Source organism: Microbulbifer sp. JSM ZJ756, assembly GCF_044383805.1.
GTDB lineage: Bacteria > Pseudomonadota > Gammaproteobacteria > Pseudomonadales > Cellvibrionaceae > Microbulbifer > Microbulbifer zhoushanensis.
Genome location: NZ_JBISER010000011.1, coordinates 22,188 through 45,389, shown reverse-complemented (window position 1 = coordinate 45,389; position 23,202 = coordinate 22,188). Strand labels below are relative to the sequence as shown.

The 23,202-nt window shown below is 60.5% G+C and carries 19 protein-coding genes and 1 tRNA gene; 15 read left to right on the top strand and 5 right to left on the bottom strand.

Annotation, left to right across the window (positions count from 1 at the left end):
* Positions 1 to 184: 184 nt before the first annotated feature.
* Together ACH6CX_RS16295 and ACH6CX_RS16290 are read left to right on the top strand one after the other, a co-directional pair.
* Positions 185 to 448: a hypothetical protein gene (locus ACH6CX_RS16295; protein ID WP_396675924.1), complete on the top strand. Its 264-nt coding sequence runs from the start codon at positions 185 to 187 to the stop codon at positions 446 to 448.
* A 525-nt stretch (positions 449 to 973) separates the two neighbouring features.
* Positions 974 to 2,449 carry a protein kinase gene (locus ACH6CX_RS16290; protein ID WP_396675922.1) on the top strand — a complete coding sequence of 492 codons (1,476 nt, stop codon included), beginning with the start codon at positions 974 to 976 and terminating at the stop codon, positions 2,447 to 2,449.
* A 66-nt stretch (positions 2,450 to 2,515) separates the two neighbouring features.
* Here the strand turns inward: ACH6CX_RS16290 and ACH6CX_RS16285 are convergent.
* Positions 2,516 to 2,607, bottom strand: a tRNA-Ile gene (locus ACH6CX_RS16285).
* Positions 2,608 to 2,657: 50 nt separating this feature from the next.
* Entirely contained in the window at positions 2,658 to 3,584 is a 927-nt protein-coding gene (locus tag ACH6CX_RS16280) for a LysR family transcriptional regulator (RefSeq protein WP_233006622.1), read from the bottom strand.
* A gap of 146 nt (positions 3,585 to 3,730) precedes the next feature.
* Here ACH6CX_RS16280 and ACH6CX_RS16275 point away from each other — a divergent pair, with 146 nt between their 5' ends.
* The 12 genes from ACH6CX_RS16275 (at position 3,731) to ACH6CX_RS16220 (ending at position 18,054) form a co-directional block, all read left to right on the top strand.
* Positions 3,731 to 5,071: an aspartate aminotransferase family protein gene (locus tag ACH6CX_RS16275; RefSeq protein ID WP_396675920.1), complete on the top strand. Its 1,341-nt coding sequence runs from the start codon at positions 3,731 to 3,733 to the stop codon at positions 5,069 to 5,071.
* 64 nt (positions 5,072 to 5,135) lie between these two features.
* The gene (locus ACH6CX_RS16270; protein WP_396675918.1) at positions 5,136 to 6,629 is read left to right on the top strand and encodes a CoA-acylating methylmalonate-semialdehyde dehydrogenase; all 1,494 of its coding nucleotides are present in this window, start codon (positions 5,136 to 5,138) and stop codon (positions 6,627 to 6,629) included.
* 74 nt (positions 6,630 to 6,703) lie between these two features.
* The gene (locus tag ACH6CX_RS16265) at positions 6,704 to 7,171 is read left to right on the top strand and encodes a protein tyrosine phosphatase family protein (RefSeq protein WP_396675995.1); all 468 of its coding nucleotides are present in this window, start codon (positions 6,704 to 6,706) and stop codon (positions 7,169 to 7,171) included.
* A gap of 17 nt (positions 7,172 to 7,188) precedes the next feature.
* On the top strand, positions 7,189 to 7,608 hold the full coding sequence (locus ACH6CX_RS16260) for a GNAT family N-acetyltransferase (protein WP_233006625.1): 420 nt from the start codon (positions 7,189 to 7,191) through the stop codon (positions 7,606 to 7,608).
* 126 nt (positions 7,609 to 7,734) lie between these two features.
* Positions 7,735 to 10,434 (top strand): aminopeptidase N, encoded by a 2,700-nt coding sequence (gene pepN, locus ACH6CX_RS16255; protein WP_233006626.1) that lies wholly within the window; start codon positions 7,735 to 7,737, stop codon positions 10,432 to 10,434.
* A 112-nt stretch (positions 10,435 to 10,546) separates the two neighbouring features.
* Positions 10,547 to 11,164, top strand: coding sequence for a hypothetical protein (locus ACH6CX_RS16250; RefSeq protein WP_233006627.1), 618 nt, complete (start codon positions 10,547 to 10,549; stop codon positions 11,162 to 11,164).
* Between the two features lie 393 nt (positions 11,165 to 11,557).
* Entirely contained in the window at positions 11,558 to 12,397 is an 840-nt protein-coding gene (locus ACH6CX_RS16245) for a formate/nitrite transporter family protein (protein WP_233006628.1), read from the top strand.
* A gap of 17 nt (positions 12,398 to 12,414) precedes the next feature.
* Positions 12,415 to 14,205, top strand: a complete 1,791-nt coding sequence (locus ACH6CX_RS16240) for a bifunctional protein-serine/threonine kinase/phosphatase (RefSeq protein WP_233006629.1) — start codon at positions 12,415 to 12,417, stop codon at positions 14,203 to 14,205.
* 10 nt (positions 14,206 to 14,215) lie between these two features.
* Complete coding sequence (cynS, locus tag ACH6CX_RS16235; RefSeq protein ID WP_233006630.1) at positions 14,216 to 14,665, top strand: cyanase; 450 nt, start codon at positions 14,216 to 14,218, stop codon at positions 14,663 to 14,665.
* 302 nt (positions 14,666 to 14,967) lie between these two features.
* Positions 14,968 to 15,858 (top strand): transglutaminase domain-containing protein, encoded by an 891-nt coding sequence (locus ACH6CX_RS16230; protein ID WP_233006631.1) that lies wholly within the window; start codon positions 14,968 to 14,970, stop codon positions 15,856 to 15,858.
* Between the two features lie 673 nt (positions 15,859 to 16,531).
* Positions 16,532 to 16,948 (top strand): DUF4261 domain-containing protein, encoded by a 417-nt coding sequence (locus ACH6CX_RS16225; protein ID WP_255774646.1) that lies wholly within the window; start codon positions 16,532 to 16,534, stop codon positions 16,946 to 16,948.
* A 209-nt stretch (positions 16,949 to 17,157) separates the two neighbouring features.
* Entirely contained in the window at positions 17,158 to 18,054 is an 897-nt protein-coding gene (locus ACH6CX_RS16220) for a hypothetical protein (RefSeq protein WP_233006633.1), read from the top strand.
* Positions 18,055 to 18,069: 15 nt separating this feature from the next.
* On the opposite strand, the gene ACH6CX_RS16215 is transcribed toward ACH6CX_RS16220, so the two are convergent.
* The 3 genes from ACH6CX_RS16215 to ACH6CX_RS16205 all read right to left on the bottom strand — a co-directional run bounded on the left by ACH6CX_RS16215 (position 18,070) and on the right by ACH6CX_RS16205 (position 22,304).
* On the bottom strand, positions 18,070 to 20,292 hold the full coding sequence (locus tag ACH6CX_RS16215; protein ID WP_396675913.1) for a transporter substrate-binding domain-containing protein: 2,223 nt from the start codon (positions 20,290 to 20,292) through the stop codon (positions 18,070 to 18,072).
* 171 nt (positions 20,293 to 20,463) lie between these two features.
* A complete protein-coding gene (locus ACH6CX_RS16210) occupies positions 20,464 to 21,327 on the bottom strand; it encodes a hypothetical protein (protein WP_233006635.1) in 864 nt (287 codons plus the stop codon).
* A 44-nt stretch (positions 21,328 to 21,371) separates the two neighbouring features.
* On the bottom strand, positions 21,372 to 22,304 hold the full coding sequence (locus tag ACH6CX_RS16205; protein WP_233006636.1) for an alpha/beta fold hydrolase: 933 nt from the start codon (positions 22,302 to 22,304) through the stop codon (positions 21,372 to 21,374).
* A 553-nt stretch (positions 22,305 to 22,857) separates the two neighbouring features.
* Between ACH6CX_RS16205 and ACH6CX_RS16200 the strand changes: the two genes are divergently transcribed.
* A complete protein-coding gene (locus tag ACH6CX_RS16200; protein WP_233006637.1) occupies positions 22,858 to 23,181 on the top strand; it encodes a DUF4242 domain-containing protein in 324 nt (107 codons plus the stop codon).
* Positions 23,182 to 23,202: the final 21 nt, after the last annotated feature.

Below are 23,202 nucleotides of genomic sequence, written 5' to 3'. Positions count from 1 at the left end.
CGACATAGCTTTCCGACCCAAATGGCACTCTGGTACATACTGCAATTACATTACCTTACACCCGGTCGTAGGCGGCGCCAGCGGGTGCTATAAAACGCGCCAGAGTGAGAGCTGGGAGTGCAGCAGTCCCCGGGGAATCGGGCTGCCGGGCAGTGTTTATCACTACCGAAGATAAGGATTATTGATGAAAGCATTTTTGATCAACGCCCTGGGGCTTTTCGGCTCCTGGCAGCTGATAGACATTTCTTCAGAAAGCACTTTCCGGTCGGGTATTGCCCCGATGATTTTCACCTTCTTTCTTGTTTCGTCCCTGTTGTGGCTGGTTGTCACTTTCGGTAAAGACCAGCGCAGTGGCAGCAGGCAGTATTCCGGGGGCGACGCAGCCGGCATCTCCAGCGCCAGCAATGGTGCAGACGGTGGTGGTGATGGTGGTGGTGGCGACTGCTAACCCTCTATCAGGCGCAGCCTGATCCAGTTTCCCACCCGCCGAACCCGCACCGTTTTAATATTGCCCGGCCGGGCCACTCTCACATACAAACAGCTGCCGCTGGTCACGGCTTCACTGACTGCTGTTTGCCGTTCGTTTAAGCTGGATATCAATCGGCAGAACAGCACCAGAAGCTGGCGCCCATGTTCGATTACGCACTGAATACGCTGGATATTGATGCCTCCTTCTTTACCTAAATCGTCGATTACCTGTCCGAAAATGGTTATTCCCCGGCCAGTGATATTTATCTCTCGGCACTATGTGACCTCGGCGAGGGTGAGGTCGGCGAGGGCATCGACCGCTGCCAGCAGCGTTGCACTGAAGACATAAACCCCCAGCGCGAGGCTCCGGGCCAGCTTTATCTCGCCCCACGGGAGCGGTATCCTTGCCGCTAGCTGGTAATGTGATGGGGCCCTGTGACTGTGTTCACAAAGTAAGCGCCCCTGTTCTACGGCAGGAAATCCGCGCACCTGGTAAGTCACCCCGATGAGTCATCCCGATCTCGAAATTCCCGGTTACACGGTCCACGGCCAGATCGGCCATGGCGGTATGGCCTCGGTGTACCTGGCCACCCAGGAATCCCTGAATCGCAAGGTGGCCATCAAGGTACTGCGCAAAAGTGCCGATGAGTCGCTCAATGCGCGCTTTATCAGGGAAGCGCACTTTATCGCCAGCCTGGCCAACCCACATATCATCACCATCCACGATATCTCGACTCTCCCCAGCGGCGATTACTACATCGCCATGGAGCTCCTGGACGGTGGTGATCTCAGCGAGAACCAGGAACGGTTCCGGAAGCCCGGTGCAATCCTGCAGCTGATCCGGCAAATTGCCGAGGGCCTGGCGGTGGTGCACGACAAGGGCATCATCCACCGGGACGTGAAGCCGGCGAATATCCTCTTTCGTGCTGATGGCACGGCGGTATTGACGGATTTCGGTATCGCCAAGGATGCCGACAACAACTCGGACCTGACCCAAGCCGGTTTCAGCCTGGGCAGCCCGTCCTACAGCAGCCCGGAGCAGGCACAGGGACAGCCGCTGGATATCACCACCGATATTTACGGCCTGGGCGTGATCCTGCTGGAGTTGCTGCTGGGCTACAATCCCTTCAAGGGCGACAGCCACACCTCCACCGCCATCAACCATATCCAGCAACCGATCCCGACCCTGCCCGCGGAGCTGGATTACCTGTCACCGCTGCTGTCACGCATGCTGGCAAAGCAACCCGCGCAGCGCTTCCAGTCCTGCCATGAACTGGCTGCTGCCATTACAACATTGGTCGATAGCCCGACCGGAACGCGTATCGCCACTGCCCGCGGGCCAGCACTGACGGCTCCCCAGTGGCTGAAAGGGAAAGCAGCTCCCGTCGCTGGCGCCGCCGTGCTGGCACTGGCCGCCGTCATCATGGCGCTGACTTACGAGAGCGAGACCGACCGCCGGATTCGCGAACTGCTGGAACTCGCGGGGCGGGGCCTGCAGGAAGGCCGCTATATATCACCGGAAGAGGACAATGCGCGCTACTACTACCGCCAGGTCCTGCTGCTGGATGGCGACAACCCGGCAGCAGCCCGGGGACTGCAGGCAGTGACAGAGAAACGTATCGAGGCCCTGGTTATCATGGGCGCAGAGGCGATCGAGCATGATCGACTGCACCGCCCCAAGAACGACAATGCTATCCACTACTATCGTGAGGCCCTGACCCTGGACCCGGACAATCCCCAGGCCACTGCCGGGATCGGGCAGGTAACCGCGGAATATATCCGCCGCGCCCGCGCCGGCCTGCTCGAAGACGACCTGGAGCGTGCAGACTACAACGTGAAATGGGGCCTGCGCGTCAGTCCGGATAACGGGGAGCTGCTGGCAATGCGATCAGAGCTGGACAAGAGGATGCCGGCCGCAAAGAAATTTATTCGCGATGTGTTCGGCAAGCTGCGCGAGGCTGTGGACAGCGAAGAGGGTTGATTCTTTCGCGCAGGAAAATCCGCCCAGGGGTAAATATCGATTGCCGGCGGGGATATCCGGAACCTGTGGTAGGGACGGTGGGAATCGAACCCACAACCTGCCGCTTATCTGGCGCTGCGGGGTATAAACCCGCTGCTATACCGTTGAGCTACGTCCCCGGCAACCACCTTCCGGGCCACCATGATGGCGGCAATGCTCACCTGCCTTCTTATCTGTCATGTACGTCAGCGAGACATTCCCACAGCGTCGCCACTATCCGCGAGGGCTTCGGTGAGATCCGCTGTATAGCCACGAACTCACACTGGTACTGGTAGCGCAGCGGGCAGATCGCGCGGATTTCCCCTTTCTTCACGAACGTCTCCGCATAATGATCCGGCAGGTAGCCGATATAACGGCCCGACTGCAGGCAGTGCACGATGGCTTCCTGGTCGTTGACGGTGATATCCCGCTCCAGCCCCAGCCGGTTGCCCACCTCCATGTTCGGGGAGTGATAGCCCAGCCCGGCATATTTGCAGCCGCGGATCGCGGTATCGTCAATGGAGATATCCGCAGTGTCGAACAGCGGATGACGGTAGCCGCAGTAGAGGTACATCTGCTCATCAAACAGGTGCTGGTAGCTGAGGCTGGGGGAAGCCCGGTGCGCCGGGATCACCCCCAGCTGGAAACGCCCCTCCATCACGCCGCGCTCGATCTCGTTAATGGGCTCGATATGGATATCCAGGCTCACCTCCGGTGCCAGGTCATCGAAGCGGCGCAGGGCGTCGGCGATATGGGCGGCGGGGTTGGTGACCATCTTGTCGAACAAGGCGATGGCAATATGGCCGGTCATGCGCCGGTGCACGTCCGCCACCTCGCCCCGGAAGGCATCCAGGGAGGCCAGCAGCTTGAGCGTGGCCTGGTAGATCTGGCGGCCCTCGTCGGTCAGGGCAAAGCCGGCGCGACCGCGCCGGCACAGGGTGACCCCGAGGCGCACCTCCAGGTCCTTGATATGGCGGCTGATGGTGGAGCGCCCCACGTTCAGCTCCAGTTCCGCCGCCGAGAAGCCACCGGCCTCGGCCACGGCACGGAATACCCGCAACAGGCGCAGGTCGATATCGGAGAGCTGCCCCAGCAGGGCCGCCTGTTTACGCGCCATCTTTACCCTCACTCAAAGTCGGCCACCCCCCCTTAGTTGCATATTAGTGAAACTAAAGATCGATAAATTGCAGTTTATGCAACTTTGAGCTTCACCTAAAGTCCTGGCATCCCACATCAACAATCCGTGTCTTCCGGAGAATAACAATGAGTGACAACTACGCCGGGCTGACCCAGTCACAGCTGGATGCCCACTGGATGGCTTACACGGGCAACCGCCAGTTCAAGCGCGACCCCCGCATCATCACCGGTGCCGACGGTTGCTACTACACCAGTGCCGACGGCCGCCGTATCTTCGACGGCCTGTCTGGCCTGTGGACCTGCGGTGCGGGCCACAACCGGGCAGAGATTGCCGAGGCGGTGAGCAAGCAGCTGACCACCCTGGACTACGCCCCGGCCTTCCAGTTCGGCCACCCCAAGGCATTCCAGCTGGCCGAGCGCATCACCCGGTTCATGCCCGAGGGCCTGAACCGGGTGTTCTTTACCGGTTCCGGCTCCGAGTCCGCAGAAACCTCCCTGAAGATCGCCCGCGCCTACTGGCGCAAGAAAGGCATGCCGTCCAAGACCAAGCTGATCGGCCGTGCCAAGGGCTACCATGGGGTGAACTTCGGCGGCATCAGTGTTGGCGGCATCGGGGCCAATCGCGCCCTCTACGGCGCTGCGGTGGACGCTGACCACCTGGCCCATACCGTACTGCCGGAGAACCGCTTCAGCCGGGGCATGCCGGAGGAAGGTGCCCACCTGGCCGACGAGCTGCTGGAGCTGGTGGCGCTGCACGATGCCTCCAACATCGCCGCGGTGATTGTCGAGCCCATGGCTGGTTCCGCCGGCGTGCTGCCGCCGCCCAGGGGCTACCTGCAGCGCCTGCGGGAGATCTGCGACCAGCACGATATCCTGCTGATCTTCGATGAGGTGATCACTGCCTTCGGCCGCATGGGGGCCGCCACCGGTGCCGAGGCCTTCGGCGTGACCCCGGACATCATCAACACCGCCAAGCAGCTCACCAACGGCGCCGTGCCCATGGGTGCGGTTATCGCCAGGCAGGAGATCTACGACACCTTTATGGAACAGGGTGGCCCCGACTACCTGCTGGAGCTGCCCCACGGCTATACCTACTCCGCCCACCCGGTCGCCTGCGCCGCGGCACTGGCATCGCTGGACATCCTGGAGAAGGAAAACCTGTTCGCCCGCGCCGGCGAGCTGGCCGCGGTACTGGAGGACCGGGTGCACCAGCTGCAGGGCCTGCCGCTGGTCACCGATATCCGCAACTGCGGCGTGGCCGCCGGCCTCACCATCGAGGCGGCGCCTGGCGAACCGCTGCTGCGGCCCTTCCAGATTGCGATGAAAATGTGGGAGAAAGGCTTCTATGTGCGCTACGGTGGCGACACCGTGCAGCTGGGCATGCCCTTCGTCGCCCAGCCGGAAGAGATCGACAGCCTGGTCAGCGCGCTGGGCGACGCCATCAAGCAGGTGGCGGACAGCCAATAACAAACAATGCCGTCATCCCGCCGGATGACGGCCAGAGAATTGATAGATAAAAAGAGGAAGACACATGAGCATTGTGGGTCATTACATCAACGGCCAGGTCAACGAGACCGCCGAGCGTACCCAGGACGTATTCAACCCGGCCACCGGTGAGGTCACCAGGCAGGTGGCCATCGCGGCCAGATCCACTGTCGAGGAAGCCATCGCCGCCGCACAGGCCGCCTACCCGGCATGGCGCAACACCCCACCGGCCAAGCGCGCCAGGGTCATGTTCAAGTTCAAGCAGCTGCTGGAAGAGAATGCCGAGCAGATCTGCGCGATGATCGGTGAAGAGCACGGCAAGATCTCCCACGACGCCATGGGCGAACTGACCCGCGGCATCGAGAATGTGGACTTCGCCTGCTGCGCCCCGCAGATGCTGAAGGGCGAGCACAGCCGCAACGTGGGCCCGGGCATCGACTCCTGGAGCGAGATGCAGCCGCTGGGCGTCTGCGCCGGTATCACCCCGTTCAACTTCCCGGCCATGGTGCCGCTGTGGATGTTCCCGCTGGCCATCGTCTGCGGCAACACCTTCGTGCTGAAGCCGTCCGAGCGCGACCCGTCCGCCTCACTATACCTGGCCCAGCTGCTGCAGGAGGCCGGCCTCCCGGACGGCGTCATGAATGTGGTGAACGGCGATAAGGTAGCCGTCGACACCCTGCTGACCGATGACCGCGTGAAGGCGGTCAGCTTCGTGGGCTCCACCCCGATCGCCGAATATGTCTACGCCACAGCCAGCGCCCACGGCAAGCGCTGCCAGGCCCTGGGCGGGGCCAAGAACCACGCCATCATCATGCCCGACGCCGATATGGACAACGCCGTGGCCGCCCTCACCGGTGCAGCCTTCGGTTCTTCCGGTGAGCGCTGCATGGCCCTGTCGGTTGCCGTGTGTGTCGGCGATGAAGCCGCCGATGCCCTGGTCGAGAAAATGACCGCAGAGATGGGCAAGCTGAAGGTCGGCGCCTACACCGACAGCAGCAATGACTTTGGCCCGGTGATCACCGAGGCGCACATGCACAAGGTCAACGGCTATATCACCAGCGCCGCAGAGCAGGGTGCCAGCATCGTGGTAGATGGCCGCAACCCGAAAGTGGACGGCGGCGAGAACGGCTTCTTTGTCGGTGGCACCCTGATCGACAACGTCAAGCCGGGCATGACCTGCTACGAGGAGGAGATCTTCGGCCCGGTGCTGCTGGTGGTGCGCGCCAACAGCATGGAAGAGGCCATGCAGATGATCAACGACCACGAGTACGGCAACGGCACCTGCATCTTCACCCGTGACGGCGAAGCGGCGCGCTACTTCAGCGACAATATCCTGGTCGGCATGGTGGGCATCAACGTACCGCTGCCGGTACCCGTGGCTTACCACAGCTTCGGCGGCTGGAAGCGCTCCCTGTTCGGCGACCTGTCCGCCTATGGCCCGGACGGTGTGCGCTTCTACACCAACCGCAAGACCATCACCCAGCGCTGGCCGTCCAGCGGGGTACGCGAAGGTGCCCAGTTCTCGTTCCCGAGCAACTGATTCCCCGCCCGCTTCCGCCCGGCCACAGTGCCGGGCGGGGCATGTTATAAAGGCGACCCACTTCCACGGAGGGAATCGCTATCAATATCACCAATTTCCTACGGGTCTCCGACCACATTGCCACATCCGGCCAACCCAGCGCCGATGACTTCAGGCAGATCGCCGAACTCGGCTATACCAGCGTAATCAACCTTGCCCTCAGTACCGCCAGTAACGCCATCGAACACGAGGGCGATGTCGTGACCGGGCACGGCATGAGCTATGTGCATATCCCGGTGCGTTTCGACCGGCCACAGGTAAGCCAGTTTGAACTCTTCGCGGCTGTACTGCGCCAACAGGCCGGCAGCCGGGTGTGGGTGCACTGCGCCATGAATATGCGCGTCTCTGCATTTATGTACCTCTATCACACCGTGAAGCAGGACTGGCCCGAGAGCCGTGCGCGGGAACTTTTGCTGCAGGTCTGGGAGCCCGACCCGGTCTGGGCAGACTTTATCGAACAGGTCCTGCAATCCAGGAATGAAGCGGCAAACACAGGCAACTGAACCGGAGAAATGCATCAATGGAAATCCGACTGGCCACCAGCGACACCGATCTCTCGGCTGCCGCGGAACTACTGCTGCAGTTGCGGCCCCAATTCAGCCACGCAGCCCTGCTCCGTCAAATCAGGGCCCAGCAGGAGGACGGTTACCAGGTAGCCATCGCGCTGGTCGACGGCATACCGGTTGCCGTTGCAGGGTTCGTCATCAACCGCAAGCTCGCCTGGGGTAAGCATATCTATGTGGACGACCTGGTTACGGACCAGAATCACCGCTCCAGCGGAGCCGGCAAGGCTCTGGTCAGCTGGCTGAAGCATTACGGACGGGAGAACAACTGCGAACAACTGCACCTGGATTCCGGCGTGCAACGCTTCGCCGCACACCGCTTCTACCTGCGCGAAGGGTTCGATATCACAAGCCACCATTTTGCCACCACTCTCTGAATATCCTGTTCCTCGAAGCGGCTGCGTCGGCGTGGTATAACTCACTTAAAGCCCGGCGCACAGCCCGCCTGGATATGTATATATAACAATCCGCGATCCCGACCGGCGCGAACACCGGAGTTCCCCATGAGAAAGCTACCCCTGTTTACGGCAACACTGTTATCCGCAGCCATACTCACCGCCTGTGGAAAGGACAGCGCGGGCAATGACCCGGTCGCGTCCGGTCAATCCCCGGACCGTCCCGCCGCAGCCAGCACACAGCAAAGCGATGGTAATGCGGTTTCGCGCGCTGATGGCCCGGAGCTGACGGCCGAGTATGCCAAGTGGCGCAAACAGCAGATTGCCGATGTGGACTACAGCATCTCTGTGGCACTGGATAACGAGGGAGAGACTTTTACCGGCACCGTGGTAGCCGACACCACGCTGGCGCAAGTTCCGGACCAGCCCCTGACTATCGACTTCACCGGTGGCAACGTGGAGAAAGTGACGGTCGGAGGTAAGGAAATTCCCTTCGACTACAACGACTACTTTATCAGCATTGCCCCAGAGCGCCTGCAGGCTGGCGAGAACAGCATCGCCATTACTTACAACCACCCATACTCCACCGATGGTTCCGGCCTGCACCGCTTCCAGGACCCGGAAGACGGTAATGTCTACCTGTACACCCACTTTGAGCCCTACAAGGCCAATCGCTTTTTCCCACACTTTGACCAGCCCGACCTGAAAGCGCGCTATACCGTGCAGGTCAAAGCCCCGGCCGACTGGCAGGTGGTGACCACTGCCCGCGAGGACAAGGTCGAGAACACCGCAGATGGCCACAGGCTCTGGCACTTCCCGCAGACGAAGAAGTTTTCCTCCTATATCTTCCCGCTGCATGCCGGCCCCTACGAAGTCTGGGAAGACGACGCGAACGGTATCCCCCTGCGCCTGATGGCACGCCAGACACTGGCACCGAATGTAAAACCGGAAGACTGGTTCACCTTCACCAGACAGTCATTCGACTTCTTCCAGGACTACTACGGCATCGACTATCCATTCGGCAAATACGACCAGGTAATCGTGCCGGATTTCACCATCGGTGCCATGGAGAATGTGGCCGCCGTCACCTTTAACGAGGCCTATGTTTCCCGTGGCGAGAAAACCCAGGCCGAGCGACAGCGCCTGGCCAATGTGATCGCGCACGAAATGGCCCATATGTGGTTTGGTGACCTGGTCACCATGGATTGGTGGAACGGACTCTGGCTGAAGGAAAGCTTCGCCACTTATATGGCCTACCTGGCGCTGGCGGAGAACAGTGAGTTCGATGACGTGTGGGAGAATTTCTACCTGCGCACCAAACAATGGGCCTACGATTCTGACGAGCTGGTTACCACGCACCCGATCGAGCTGCCAGTGGCTAACACCGCAGAAGCCTTTTCCAACTTCGATGGCATTACCTACGGCAAGGGCGGCTCGGTCCTGAAGCAGCTGCCATTCTACCTGGGCAAGGAAGAGTTCCAGCAGGGAGTGAGCAATTACCTGAATGAATATGCCTACGACAATGCCACGCTACAGGACTTTATGGGCAGCCTGGGCAAAGCGGCGGACAAGGACCTCGGGGACTGGACCCGCGCCTGGCTATACCAGCCGGGGGTTAACACCCTCAGCGCCAGCTTCCAGTGCGAAAACGACAGGATCACCGGGCTGACCCTGGAACAGACAGCGCCGGACGAGTACCCGGTACTGCGGGACCAGCGCATCCAGTTGGGCATCTACCGGATGCAGGACGGCACCATGAGCCGCGTGGAAGCCATACCCGTAACCTACAGTGGCGCCTCGACCCGGGTAGAGGCAGCCGAGGGACTGCCCTGCCCGCAGATTCTCAACCCCAACGACGAGGACTGGGGCTATGTAAAGGTGGAGCTGGACCCGCAGTCTGTCGGGCAGCTTTCACAACATATCAATGCGATAGAGAGTCCCTTCACCCGCCTGATGCTGTGGCAGAACCTCTATGGCAGCGTACTGTCCGGCAAGATGCCCCTGGGCGAGTGGATCAGCTTCGCCCTGGAAAATGCCGCGGCCGAGCAGGATATCAATGTGATCCGGGCCATCAGCGGCCACCTGGCATCCGCCCGCGACTATTTATATCGCCTCGACTTGGCCCGGGATAAACGTGACCAGCAACTTGCCGCAATCGAGGATTTTGCCTGGGAGCAACTGAATGATGCTCCCGCCGGCAGCGACGAACAGAAAACCTGGCTCGGTACCTTTACCCGGGTCGCCCACACCGAGGCCGCCCTCGACAACGCCCGCAAGCTCCTTGATGGCGAGCTGGCCATCGATGGGCTCACCATCGACCAGGACAAGCGCTGGCAACTCATCGTACTGCTGAACCGTCACCTGCACGGTAATTACGAAGCATTGGTTAAGTCCGAACTGGAAAGGGACAACACGGACCGAGCCCGCAATAGCGCGATTACCGCGGAAGCCATACGACCGATTGAAGACGCAAAGCAGCGATGGCTGGATAATATCCTCGGGCAGCGTGACCAGTACAAGTTGAGCCAGATCAAGGCCGCGACGGGGGCACTCTTCCCGGCAGAGCAGCTGGAAATCTTCGACAGATTAAGCCAACGTGTCCTCGGAGCAGTCCCCGGAGTGAACGCGGAAGCGGATACGCTGTATAACAAGGCCTTCGCCCAGGTATTCCCGATACTCTGTAATGAAGCCGGCGCAGAGAAGTACCGCAGGGCGCTGGACAGCAATCCCGGTCTTATGCCAACACTGAAAAAGGTAATAATGAACCGCCAACAACAAAGCCAGCGCTGCATCGCGATGAAATTCTAGAATACCCAACAGTGCTTATGATACTGAGACCCCCTCACCATGGATCATGCCTGGGGTCTCCCACCATAATGATCAATGGAAACTTTGCACACTGAATACAAGGAATTAAATAATGAAAAAAATCAGACAACGCAAGTTCTTACAGGGAAGTCGAGAAGTTGAAATTCTGGACAAATCCAGGGTCCGGGTTAAATACAGAACCCTCAGGGCAAGTAAAGAGGAGACCTTCAACCTCTTCGACCTTGACACAAAATACGACAGGTACATGCAAAGACCCTACCGTTACCTGGTCCTGAGCGTGATCCTGTTTGCATTGGGGATATTCATACTTGCTAAAGACACCACCCCCAACGACCTGACCGGGGAGTATATTGCGCTATTCTCGGTACTGTTTCCCGCGTCGATGTTTTTGGCCGCATTCTTTTACAAGACGGTAAATCTGGTCATTGTGAAAAACAGGCATAATGGCGCACCGGCAATCATATTGTGGCAAAACTCACCCAGCAGGGAAGCCTGCGAAAACTTCCTGGAGTCCCTTGAGACAGAGATAGATAAACTGAAACTAAATCCGGAAGCGAGTCCCGAGCAGAAGATTCTCGCCTGTAAACAAGCCCTGGAGCTTCTGCTCTCAACCGATGCCCTTTCCGGAGAGGAGGCCAATGAGATTTTCGACCGCGTAAAGAAAAGCTTCTCTACCAAGAAGAAGGCTCAACTTTACACAGTAAGTTAGTGCCTGTAGCCAAATCGAACCTCCCCGGCTCTAACCTGTTCTGAAGACTGCAAGGACTGAATGAATCTCAGAGGACGGGTGCGCACCAACTCGGTGCACCAGAAACACTATAAATACGCACAGACCGGCCAGGGGCAAGTGAGTTCGTAAATCAGCTATTGCACTTCCTGGCCGGCCACGCTTTCTGGAAGGTATTGGCATAGAGCTTGCTTTGGTATTGCCAGGCTCGCCGTGATTCCGCGGCTTGCTGTAACAACCAGTTTCCACAGACGACGGCGTCTTCTCCCCGGGCCTCTTGGCCCCACGGGGTGAAGGCGCCGTTTTTTTTGGCCTGCAGAATCAGCCCATGGCTTTAAGTGGAAACACCCATAACCAGATTCCAGGGGCAAAAACATGGCTTATCTACTTCCAACCGAATTTGCGACCAAAATGGTCGACGCTGGCGAGGCTAAAATTTTCATGTCCACCCGCGACACCCTGATCCGGGCCTATATGGCCGGGGCCATCCTGGCACTTGCAGCGGTGTTCGCCATTACCATTACGGTGACGACCGGCAACCCGCTGATCGGCGCGGTGCTGTTCCCGGTGGGCTTCTGCATGCTTTACCTGATGGGCTTTGACCTGCTGACGGGGGTGTTTGTGCTGACCCCCCTGGCGTGGCTGGACCGGCGCCCCGGGGTGACCGTCAATGGGATCCTGCGCAACTGGGGACTGGTGTTCCTGGGCAATTTTGGCGGGGCGCTGACCGTGGCATTTATGATGGCCTTCGTGTTTACCTACGGCTTCTCAGTCGAGCCCGGTGCAGTAGGGCAGAAGATTGCCGGCATCGGTGAGTCCCGCACCGTGGGCTATGCGGAATACGGTGCCGCCGGCTGGTTTACAATCTTCCTGCGCGGCATGCTGTGTAACTGGATGGTCTCCATGGGCGTGGTGGGCGCGATGATCTCCACCCACGTGAGCGGCAAGGTGCTGGCAATGTGGATGCCGATCATGCTGTTCTTCTTTATGACCTTCGAGCACTCGGTGGTAAACATGTTCCTGTTTCCATCGGCCATTATCATGGGTGGTGGCTTTTCTGTAGCCGACTATTTTCTCTGGAACGAGATCCCCACTGCACTGGGTAACCTGGTGGGTGGCCTCGCCTTTACCGGGCTCACGCTTTACAGCACCCATGTACGCACGGCCCCGGCTCGCAGCCTTGATTCCAGTCCAGAGCCGGCCGCCGCCAGCTGATTCCCTGCTGCTCTAGTATGGAAAGCTTGAAAGCCCGGCCGCCAACAGCGGCCGGGCACTCCCACAGGGATACCCCCGGCCAACTACAGGTCGCGATCGGCCAGTACAGCAGCGCCGGGAGGAAAGCGCATAACCAGGACTGCCACGGCGCAACCGTTCCCCGTGCCGCGCAACTGGTGGTCAAGGGAATTGCACTGGCCCTGGCGGATGGCATCAGTAGCAGCCGAGTAAGTGGTATTGCCAGCGAGACCGCAGTAAAAGCGTTCCTGGCCGACTACTACTGCACCTCGGAGGCCTGGTCTGTGCGCGCAGCCGGGACCCGCGTGATCTCCGCCATTGACGCGTGGCTCGATGCCAAGACCCGTGCAACGCAGTTCCGCTACCAACGCGACCACGGCTATGTCTGCACTTTTGCCGCCCTGGTACTGCGAGGGCGGTCGGCACACCTGTTCCACCTTGGTGACAGCCGGATTTACCGCCTGCACCAGGGTTCCCTGGAACTGCTCACCAGTGATCACTGCAAGTGGGCAGCTGGCGGGGAACGCCACCTGAGCCGTGCCCTTGGGGCTCGAGACCGGGACCAGCCGGACTACCGGCAGTTACCGCTGCAGGAGGGCCAGCATTACATCCTGGCCACCGACGGCCTCTATGAGCATATATCGCCACAACAGGTTATCGAGCGGCTGTCCGACCCGCAGGCCAACCTGGACCAGGTAGCGCAGGCGCTGGTCGACGCCGCGCAGCTCAATGGCAGCGCAGATAACCTGACCATCCAGATAGCCCGTATCGACCAACTGCCCGGCGAGGGCGCCAGACTGTTACGGGAAAAGGCAGAACAACTGCCATTACCCCCCATACTGGGACCGGGGGAGCAACTGGATGGCTTCCGCATCGAGCGCCAACTGCAGATATCCGCGCGTAGTCACGCCTACCTGGCCACAGACCTCAAGTCAGGCGCTCACGTATTCCTCAAGACGCCCTCAACGGAACTTGGCGGGGATCGGGCTTATCTCGAGCGACTGCTGATGGAAGAGTGGGTTGCGCGCCGGGTGCGCAGTACGCACCTGCTGGCCGCCGCAGCGATCGACCGGCAGCGGCGCTATCTCTATACCGTCAGCGAGTATATTGACGGCCAGACACTGGCCCAGTGGCTACGGGACAACCAGCGGCCAGACCTCGAGCGTGTGCGGGATATTACCGAGCAGGTGGCACGCGGCCTGCGGGCCCTGCACCGGATGGAAATGCTGCACCGGGACCTGAAACCCGAGAACATCATGCTCGACCGCAGTGGAACAGTAAAACTCATTGATTTTGGTGCCGTGCGAGTCTCCGGGCTGGAGGAGCTGGCCGGCGCCAGTGGCGGCAACGAGCTGCTGGGCACTGCGCTGTACGCAGCCCCCGAGTGCCTGCTTGGGGAGTGCCCCACCACTCGCTCTGACCTCTACTCCCTCGGCGTACTCACGTATCACATGTTATCCGGTGCCTTCCCCTATGGCCCCAGGATGGCACGGGCGCGCACAGTCACAGAGCAAAGGCGACTCAGCTACCGGAGCCTGGCTAGCGACAACAGCGCCGTCCCCCGCTGGGTGGATGCGGCTATCCGCCAGGCTGTCCACCCAGATCCATTCAGGCGCTATGCCCACCTGTCGGAATTCGTCCACGATCTGCGCACCCCTAACCACAGCCTGCTGTCTGGCCAGCGCCCGCCGCTGATCGAGCGAAACCCAGTCGCGTTCTGGCGGGGCCTTGCCGCGCTGCAGTTTGTTCTGATCCTGACCCTGCTGTACCTGCTCAACCAGCCCACTTAAGGAGAAAACCATGATTAACAGTCGCGAAGAGGTAACCCGGCTGATCCAGTCCGCAAAGGTTCGCAAGGATATACAATGGACCCAGGTGGCAAATGCCATCGGCCTGTCCAGGGAGTGGACCACCGCCGCCTGTCTCGGGCAGATGGCAATGACCGAAGCCCAGGCCAGGGTGGTTGCGGAGATCTTCGACCTGCCCGATGAAGCCATTACCTGGCTCCAGGCGGTACCCTACAAGGGCTCCCTGCCCACTGCCATTCCCACCGACCCGCTGATTTACCGCTGGTATGAAGTGGTCAACGTTTATGGAACCACGATCAAGGAACTGATCCACGAGGAGTTCGGCGACGGCATCATGAGCGCCATCGATTTCTCGCTTGATATCGAGCGGGAGGAAAACCCGAAGGGCGACCGGGTGAAGGTAGTACTTTCGGGAAAATTCCTGCCCTACAAGGAGTACTGAGTTAGCGAGCCAGGCTGGCATCACGGCCGCCTGGCCGAACACCAACCGTGCTAGCACGCCGCAAGCATTTATCAAGCAAGATGTGCGCCCCTATGGCTCTTAAAAGGGCAGGAACTCACGGGGGCGCGACGAAATAACAGCGCTTCAGGACGAATGGATTATTCGTCGTATTTAACCGCCTGGCACTGTAATTCCCTCGGTTTTCCACTCACCGCCCTAGCGCTGTAGCTCATCTCAGCCGCGCAACTATTTCCGCTCTCGCTGTAATCCTATTACGTGTGGAACAGGGAGGTGCGTGAACAATGCGATGGATGATTTTACTGCTCGCGGTCATAACGACGGGCTGTACACAAACGACAACCACTCCGGAAAGCGGACCCGGGATCAACACCAGCCGACTGCTACAGGGGCACCCGTCCCTGACGGAACACCGGCAGGGGCAACGGATCACGGGTCGTGACCTGTTTATCGTGAGCGAGGAAATGCGTAGCTACCTGGACCGGGTGGGGATAGGGAACTCGCCAATCAACCGGCTTAACGCGGTGCTGAAAGACCTGAAGGAAAAAGAATTCCGCCTCCACTATGACCTGAACCAGACCGCCTCTGCAGCCCAGGCCTTTTCCCAAAGACGGGGTAACTGTGTCTCTTTTGCTGCCATGATTGTCAGCATGGCGCGCTACCTGGGAGCAGAAGCACGCCTTAACCAGGCAACCATTCCAGTGCGACAGCAACTGGCGACAGGCAGCGCAGAAGCGGGCTATGTGCAGAATATCCGCCATATCAATGCCGTCGTTATTTCAGACAACAAGCCATATGTCATCGAGGAGGATTTCCGCATCTTTGCCGGCAAGTTGCTCTCCCAGCTCAGTGACCGGGAAGCCTACGCTATCTACCTCAACAACCTTGCCATGGAGGCGATGCGGCGCAACGCCTATGGGGATGCCTTTCACTACAGCCGTGAGGCAATCCTGCACGACGAGGATGCCAGCTACCTCTGGGCAGGCCTGGGCACAGTGTACCGTCGCAACGGCCAGCTGGAACTCGCTGAAGAGAGTTACCTGCATGCGCTGTCCCTTAACGGGGAGGACAGCGTCGCACGCAATAACCTGCGCATCCTTCGCCGGCAACGCGCAAGCGGGCCGGATGATTACGCCCTGGAGGTGAAACCTGACAGGGTTCAGCCGCCCATTTGAGCCCGGCCCGCAATTCCGCGGTGCATCCCGGCACCACTCTCACAGCGGGGGCTTCCTGCGCCTGCTCACCAGTTGAACCCATGGTGCCCATGGCGCTCCCCCACCATGGCCACCTCCGGCAGGGTAGCTATACTCGCTGGTTCTGACAGAAAATTCGGATATCGGTATGCTCCTGGTATATCTGCTCGGCGGGATAATCTTATTCGGACTGGTTTTTGCCGGTGTGAGACGGTCGACGCCAGTCCCGGCTGAACACCGGGAACACGCACCCCCGGTCGACTTCAGCCTGTTGCGGGATTGTTCTACCGTCATCGAGGAGCTGGGACAACAGGGTGCGCAATTTTCCATCCTGTTCGGCACCGGTTCGCCCCGGCTTTCACTCCAGGAGGTCAAGTCATATCTCGAACGGCACTGGCCCAACTTGAAACCTGTGGCGGAGACGCCAGGCTATGGCAGCGAAAAAAGGCTGGCTACCAGCTGCGGGCAATTGCAGTTTGAGCTGACTCGCGCGACACCAATATCCGGAGGGCTTGGTCAGGCCCTAGAACACAACGCACTCTGGCCTGAAGCGGGGGAGATGGTGGGGTCCCATGAGTGGTGTATTGTCGTTTCAGCCCGGGTGGGCGGTATGGGGCTCGATCACTCCATAGCATTATCGCAGGCGGTCGGGGCAATGGTGGCAACCTGCCCCCAGGTAATCGGTGCTCTCTGGGCTACGGCCTCCCATGTTGTATCGAGGGCAACATTGCTGAGCGAACTCAGCCAGGATTTTGACCGACAGCTGCCCCTGGGCCTGTGGATCTCAGCCAAGGCATTCCGGGATACCGATGGCCGAACTGTCGGTTATACACAGGGACTGGCCCTGTTGGGCAGGACCGAGTTCGAAGCCCTGGATGCCCCGGAGGAACCGGATGCTTTGCGCGGCCGCCTTATTGGCCTGGCCGGGTACGCACTGGTCAATGGCTGCGACTTGCAAAATGGCGATACCGTAGGCAAAGATAGCGAGGAGACAGTCTTTCTGCGTAAACGGCCATCAGAGACAGTTAACAGCGGCTGGGTGTTTCAGCTCGAGTACCCCGGGTGGCGATAAAGAGCCCGGGCAGCACCGACATCGCTGGATTGACGCCATGCCTGACCTCGGGGAAAACCCTCCGTAACGGGCAAAGGCAAAACGCGCGCAACTGGCCTTAAACACGCATACAACAACCAATCACTCCGCCTCATGGATAACTCCTTCACCTCCCCCAAATCTCCTGGCGTCCCCAACGAACTTCACCTCCACCAGCCACAGGTGGAACCATGCGCCTGATCCTCAGTCGCAAGGGCTTCGATTCCTCCGCCGGCGGCTGTCCCAGCCCGATTTTTCCCGATGGCTCCCTGTATGCACTGCCGATACCCGATCGCCAGTCTTCGATTCCTTTCAATGCCCTGGCGTTCGGCGGGCAGAATATCGGCAACCTGGTGGAGGACCTGACAAGGGGGCGGCACAGTGGCGATGAGGGCGCACACCTGGACCCGGACATGCACGCCGACGCACTGCCACGCCATCGGGACTGGCGGCCGCTACTGGGGCAGACCGGGTCGGCCCAGGGCCACCTGCGGCGCCAGGGCGTTACCCAGGGGGACCTGTTCCTTTACTTCGGGTTATTCCGCCCGGTGGAAAATTCCGGTGGGCGCTGGCGCTTTGTCAGGCATGCCCCGGCGCAGCATATAATCTGGGGCTGGATGTCGGTCGGGGAGATAGCGCCGGTGGACAGCCTGGCAGAAGATGCGCTGGGCTGGGCGCGCTACCACCCCCACTTCAATATCGGCCCGGACAGCAATAACACCCTGTACATCTCCGGCAAGCGCCTGTCGCTGCCCGGGCTTGAGGGCCCCCTCCCGGGTGCCGGTATATTCCCACAACTGGACCAGCGGCTGGTCCTGACCCGGCCGGATTCACCGCGCCCGTCGGCCTGGCGCCTGCCGGCCAGTTTCTACCCGGAACCGGGACGCAGCCCGCTCAGCTACCACGCCAACCGCGACCGCTGGCAGCGTGCGGCAGAAGCAGGGACAGGCTACTGCCAACTGCAGAGTGCCGCCCGCGGCCAGGAATTCGTGCTGGATACACAGCAATACCCGGGGGTAACCGAATGGCTTGCCACATTGATTCGCGACCTGGCCCCGGGGCTTATGCCCACACCGGGCCAAGGTTAATACATTATCCCAGTCTCATTCACCACTGTCGTTGCGCGCTACCGCCAGGTAGCCCAGGTAGCGACTGCGGATCTGGCGCACGTAGTTGACCGGCTCCCGCCCGCGCACATAACCGAATCGCGCCTTGCGGTAGTACTCCGGCTCGGACAGCTTCAGCATGGCCTCTTCCACATGACCGAACCAGCGATCCGGATCTTTACCCATGGCCTCAGCCAGCCGGCGCGCATCGCGAACATGGCCGTGGCCGGCGTTGTAGGCGGCCAGGGTGAAATAGATTTTCTCATCGAAATCCAGGTCCCGCGGGAAGCGATCCTCCAGCCAGTCCAGGTAGGTGACGCCCGCCTGGATATTGTTTTCCGGCACAAACAGGTCGCTGATGCCCATCTGGCCTGCGGTGCGCGGCAGCACCTGCATCAGGCCGCGCGCGCCGGCGAAAGAGCGTGCCTGTGGATCGAACTGGCTCTCCTGGTACATCTGCGCCACCACCATACGCCAGTCCCGGTCCGAACGTGCGGCGTGCTCTCTCACCAGCGAGTCGTAGGGCGACAACTGGTCCGTACTGCGCAGCCGCTCGGCAATCTGGGTTCTGGTGCGCTTGGATTGCTTGAAGTACTTGTTGTAGGTGACGTTGAAAAACAGCCCACGATAGTGCTTGTTGAGGAAACTGTTCAGCTGTTTGAGCAACACGGGCTGGTCCTGGCGCACTCCCCAGGCAATCTCCTGCTCGCCCGGTAGTTCACCCACCACATGGAAATCGCGCCGGTAAGTGCGCTCGATATCCACCAGGTGCGAGTCTGCGATGGTATAGGCATATTTGCCCTGTACTACTGCGTCGATCAGGTGCTCGGTGGCCGCGCCCTTCACCGGTATCACCTTCATCGGCTGCTCCTGGCCGGCTGCCAGCGTGCGCAGGTTGGCGTAAAAGCTGGTCAGCGGGTTGACTGCCACTTCGCTTCCCGCCAGCAGCTCGGCCACCGGCTTGTCGGCCTCGCTTTCCGGCAACGGCTCGGCGGCAATGAGCTGCTCGGTCACCTTCAGGTAGTAGCGGGTGAACTCAATGCCCTGCTCACGGCGCTTGTCGGTGACAGTCATCGACGCCGCCACCATATCGCCGAGCCCGGATTCAAGCGCCTCGGCCAGGTCCACATCCGGCCCCGGCACCACCATGCTCAGGCGCAGGTTATTTTCCCGGGCAAACTGCTTGAGCAGGTCGTAGTCGAATCCCATCAGTTCACCCTGCCACATGAAATACGAGGCGGGGTGGTTACGTGTGAGCACCCGCAGTGTGCGGCTGGACTGGATCTCGGCCCAGTCCCGCAGGGGACGCTGTTCCATCTGCCGCGCGACTACGTGTTCCGAGGTCAGGAACTCATTCAGCGCGCGCTCAAGTTGCGAGTTGTCCTGGCGCACCGCCCAGGCGATGGCGCGCTGCGAATCCAGGCTGTCACTGGCCTGCAACTGTGGGTAATCTGGCAGCAGGGCATCCGCCAGGTTGCTGTCCAGCACTGTGGCCTGGTACTCGCCATCCACCACTGCAGTGAGCAACGTGTCGTGATTGACGGGTTCATCCAGGTAGGTGATATCAAAACGGGCTTGTGTACCGCCGGCAGCTTCCGTGCCCGCGCCCGGAACCGGGTCCGCAGCACTGGCGACCATCGCGTTTTCCGCCTCGAGGGTACGCGCAAAAGCGCTGCCCCGGCGCACCGCCACCATCATCGGTTCGGCCCCGCCTTCCGCGGTGTCACTGCGGGTGACCAGGAGCTCCTGCACAAACTGCAGGGGCCGGGTAAATGCCACCTGCTCGGCGCGCCCGTCGGTGCGGGAGAAATTGATCGCAATTACATCGCCCCGCCCCTCCAGCAGCGCCGGTACCAGGTCGGAGAAAGATTCCACGTACACCCACTGCGGATCCAAACCCCGGCTGTGGGCGAACTTTTCTGCCAGCTGCCGCCAGGCACTTCCCGGCAGGCCATCCCGCGGCAGGGCGTTATTGGTTTCCCCGCGCGGGGCCAGCAAGCGCAGTACGCCATGCTCGGCCAGTGCGGGCAGGTCACCGCGTTCAGTGTAATTGCGGAATGACGGCACCTCGGGCTCTGTTGCATCCACGGTATCTGCCACGGCAGCATCCTCCGCTGGCGCAGCACCCGTTTCGCTGCCCGGGTCTTTTCCCGGCCCGCAGGCGCCCAGGGTGAGCAGCAACAGCAGGACAGGGATTACACGGTAGAGTCTGGTTTTCACGACGGGGCCTTTTGCGTAGTTATGGATTGCGGCGACCGAACTCTGGTCAACGTTCATACACGGCTACGACTATACCAAGCGAGCGGATTGAGAAACACGTCACACCCACTCTGCTCTGGCGGCAAAAGGCAGGAAAGATCAGGAAAGGACTGTTAGGGCGCAAAAGACCGGTCAATCGGCGTTATTTTGCGCGCCAGAATTGAATTGCTGGTAATAGCTACGCCCCCAGCCTGACGGGGGTTCGTCGCCAAATTCCACAAACTGCACCGGCAGGGCACTGTTGTCGAAGGGTGCCAGGCCACGCTCCATGCGCGCATTTTCCAGCCCCTCGTAAATGGCCGCGGCACGACCCTCGATTACCCGCAACTCACCCTCATCGAGTTGCAGGTCGTATTCCTCAATCATACGCAGCCCATCGCGCAGGGCCCACTGGTCACCGCGCATGAGTGCCACCTGGTACCAGGTGAGCACATCCAGCAACTCGCGCTCGGTGGCTGGCCCGTTGCTGTCGCGGAACTCCCGCGCCCGCCCCAGGTGTGGCCCGGCCAGGTTACGCAGGTCCAGCAGGGAACCCATTACCGCACCGTTATACGCGGTCTCCAGGGCTGCTTCCTCCGCGCCATCCCTCACATAGCGCGAATACAGCACCGTGTTTGCCAACAGGTCACCACCCGCGGCAAGTTGCTGCAGTGTTGCCAGGTCGTAACTGGCATAGGCCTGGAGGTCAGCGGCAGAGTAAAAGCCGCGCTCCGCCATCCAGTCCTTGAAGGCACGCTGCTGCGACTCGATATCACTAGCCGTTACCGCTGTGGATGCGGCATCGCTGGAAGGTGCCGCAGCCGGGTTTCGTCCTGCGGCACCAGCACCGACAAAACGGGCCGGACTTTGCTGGCCCTCGATAGTCTTTGCTGCGGAATCAGGTCCAGGCGGTGCTATACGATTCTCCCCGCGCCGCCCCAGCCACTGCAGCGCGACCATGCCGGCGATCACTGCGCCTACCAGCAGCAGCTTCCAGTGACGGCTGAACCAGTCCATCGGTGCCTCCGTTTCAGTTCAATTCAGTTACCCGGCTTCACCGGTCAGGCGCCGGCCAGGACCTGGGCCGGATAGCGGGCGAAATCATGCCGGTGCATAAAGGCCCGAAACGCATCCAGTACTGCTTGCGGCGCCTCCAGCTGTGGGTAGTGGCCGATTCCCTCGAGCCCGGTAATGTCCGGTTCGGGAACCAGTTGCCGATAGCGATCCACCATGTGCGCACCGGAAATGGGGTCGTGCAGGCCATTGATCAGTTTTATTGGCACCTGTGTTTCACACAGGGCACCCACCCAGCGTGCCCGGTGGCGCTTGCGCTCGGGCATATAGCGAATCAGCCGGTGCATCACCCGCCGTCCGCCCCGCCACTGCAGCAGCTTCCAGAAATTATCGATTTCCTCTTCACTGGGCTGGGTCTGCGGGCCGAAAATACGCTGCATGTTCTCCGCCAGCCTGTCCCGGTTACTGTAGCGCGCCACCAGTGGCCCCAGGGGCGATAGCAGCAGTTTCTGGATTCCCGCTGCACGATGACTCTCGGGAAACAACCCGCCATTTAACAGGCAGGCACTGGCAATGCGCAGGCCGGTATCATCCTCCGGACGCACACCGGCCCGGCGCTCGGCATCCCGTGCCAGCAGTTCCTGGGCCACCGTATCACCATAATCGTGGGCGAGGATATGGTACTCACCCACACCCTGCAGGTTCAGCCAGGACTCGAGCAGGTCGGCCTGGTCTGCGATACGGTAGCGAAACCTCCGGGGCTTGGGTGAATCACCAAAGCCGAGCATATCCAGCGTATAGAGGCTGAAATTTGCAGCCAGCGCATCCCAGAGCCGGTTCCAGTCCCAGGAAGAGGTGGGAAAACCGTGGATCATCAACAGCGCCGGTCCCGCGGGATTGCCACCGGTGCGCGTCACCACCGGCCAGTCGCCGTGCGCAAAAATGCCGGCGCCATTGCGCCAATCTTGTAAACTAATCATATGCCAGGCCTGACTCACTACCGGGGTTACTGCGCGCACCCCGCCAAGACCAAATTATCCAATCAGCCCGCCACGCTGTCACCACAAACCCGGCAGCAGCCCCGGCGAGCTGGGTAACTCCGCGACGCTCCAGACGCTACGACCATGCATCTTCGCACTAGTTCGCGATTATCACCCGCAGGCAATGGCTCCGGCCGGTTACCAGCAATTGCCACCAACCTCACAGGTAGCCTGCTATAGCGTGCGATCACCTGCAGGAGAACAGCCTTAACCCGCCCGGGACCGCCCCACGCTGAGCACCTCGGCCCGAGCGATTGCGGCGTGCTGTCCCCCCTGGAAACCTGTAGCCAGTATCCGCCGCGAGTTTTTAGCCATTTATAGCGCCGCTGGGGCAGCCACCGGGCAACGGTGGATTTCTGCGGTAAATTTCCCTACCGGTCACCCTCAGTAGCGCGTCCGCGACTATAGTTCTGCTCTCGGGAATACCCGGCGGATGTCTCGCCCGGGAGAGACAAAGTCAATGGAGCAAGGGGTACAAGCAGGGAGAAAGGTTATGCCTAAATTTGTTATCGAGCGGGAAATCCCCGATGCCGGCAAGCTCACCCAGCAGGAGCTGGCGGGAATTTCACAGAAATCCTGCGATGTGCTGCACCAGCTGGGGCCCCAGGTGCAGTGGGTGCAGAGTTATGTCACCGATGACAAGGTGTACTGCGTGTATATCGCGCCCGATCGGGAATCCATCCTCAAGCACGCAGAGATGGGTGGCTTCCCCGCCGACTCGGTGGCGGAAGTCCGCAATATCATCGATCCCACCACCGCCGAGCACCACACCGGTTCCGGCGAGTCACTGGATGCCGCCGGCGGGGCCACGATTTAATCCCGCCCCATAAAAAAGCCC

Coding starts and splice junctions, on each gene's coding strand:
- ACH6CX_RS16240 (WP_233006629.1), top strand. CDS start 12,415: ATGGAAAGCTTGAAAGCCCGGCCGCCAACAGCGGCCGGGCACTCCCAC.
- ACH6CX_RS16225 (WP_255774646.1), top strand. CDS start 16,532: ATGGTGGCAACCTGCCCCCAGGTAATCGGTGCTCTCTGGGCTACGGCC.
- cynS (WP_233006630.1), top strand. CDS start 14,216: ATGATTAACAGTCGCGAAGAGGTAACCCGGCTGATCCAGTCCGCAAAG.
- ACH6CX_RS16230 (WP_233006631.1), top strand. CDS start 14,968: ATGCGATGGATGATTTTACTGCTCGCGGTCATAACGACGGGCTGTACA.
- pepN (WP_233006626.1), top strand. CDS start 7,735: ATGAGAAAGCTACCCCTGTTTACGGCAACACTGTTATCCGCAGCCATA.
- ACH6CX_RS16295 (WP_396675924.1), top strand. CDS start 185: ATGAAAGCATTTTTGATCAACGCCCTGGGGCTTTTCGGCTCCTGGCAG.
- ACH6CX_RS16210 (WP_233006635.1), bottom strand. CDS start 21,327: ATGGACTGGTTCAGCCGTCACTGGAAGCTGCTGCTGGTAGGCGCAGTG.
- ACH6CX_RS16205 (WP_233006636.1), bottom strand. CDS start 22,304: ATGATTAGTTTACAAGATTGGCGCAATGGCGCCGGCATTTTTGCGCAC.
- ACH6CX_RS16290 (WP_396675922.1), top strand. CDS start 974: ATGAGTCATCCCGATCTCGAAATTCCCGGTTACACGGTCCACGGCCAG.
- ACH6CX_RS16200 (WP_233006637.1), top strand. CDS start 22,858: ATGCCTAAATTTGTTATCGAGCGGGAAATCCCCGATGCCGGCAAGCTC.
- ACH6CX_RS16245 (WP_233006628.1), top strand. CDS start 11,558: ATGGCTTATCTACTTCCAACCGAATTTGCGACCAAAATGGTCGACGCT.
- ACH6CX_RS16270 (WP_396675918.1), top strand. CDS start 5,136: ATGAGCATTGTGGGTCATTACATCAACGGCCAGGTCAACGAGACCGCC.
- ACH6CX_RS16250 (WP_233006627.1), top strand. CDS start 10,547: ATGAAAAAAATCAGACAACGCAAGTTCTTACAGGGAAGTCGAGAAGTT.
- ACH6CX_RS16275 (WP_396675920.1), top strand. CDS start 3,731: ATGAGTGACAACTACGCCGGGCTGACCCAGTCACAGCTGGATGCCCAC.
- ACH6CX_RS16220 (WP_233006633.1), top strand. CDS start 17,158: ATGCGCCTGATCCTCAGTCGCAAGGGCTTCGATTCCTCCGCCGGCGGC.
- ACH6CX_RS16280 (WP_233006622.1), bottom strand. CDS start 3,584: ATGGCGCGTAAACAGGCGGCCCTGCTGGGGCAGCTCTCCGATATCGAC.
- ACH6CX_RS16260 (WP_233006625.1), top strand. CDS start 7,189: ATGGAAATCCGACTGGCCACCAGCGACACCGATCTCTCGGCTGCCGCG.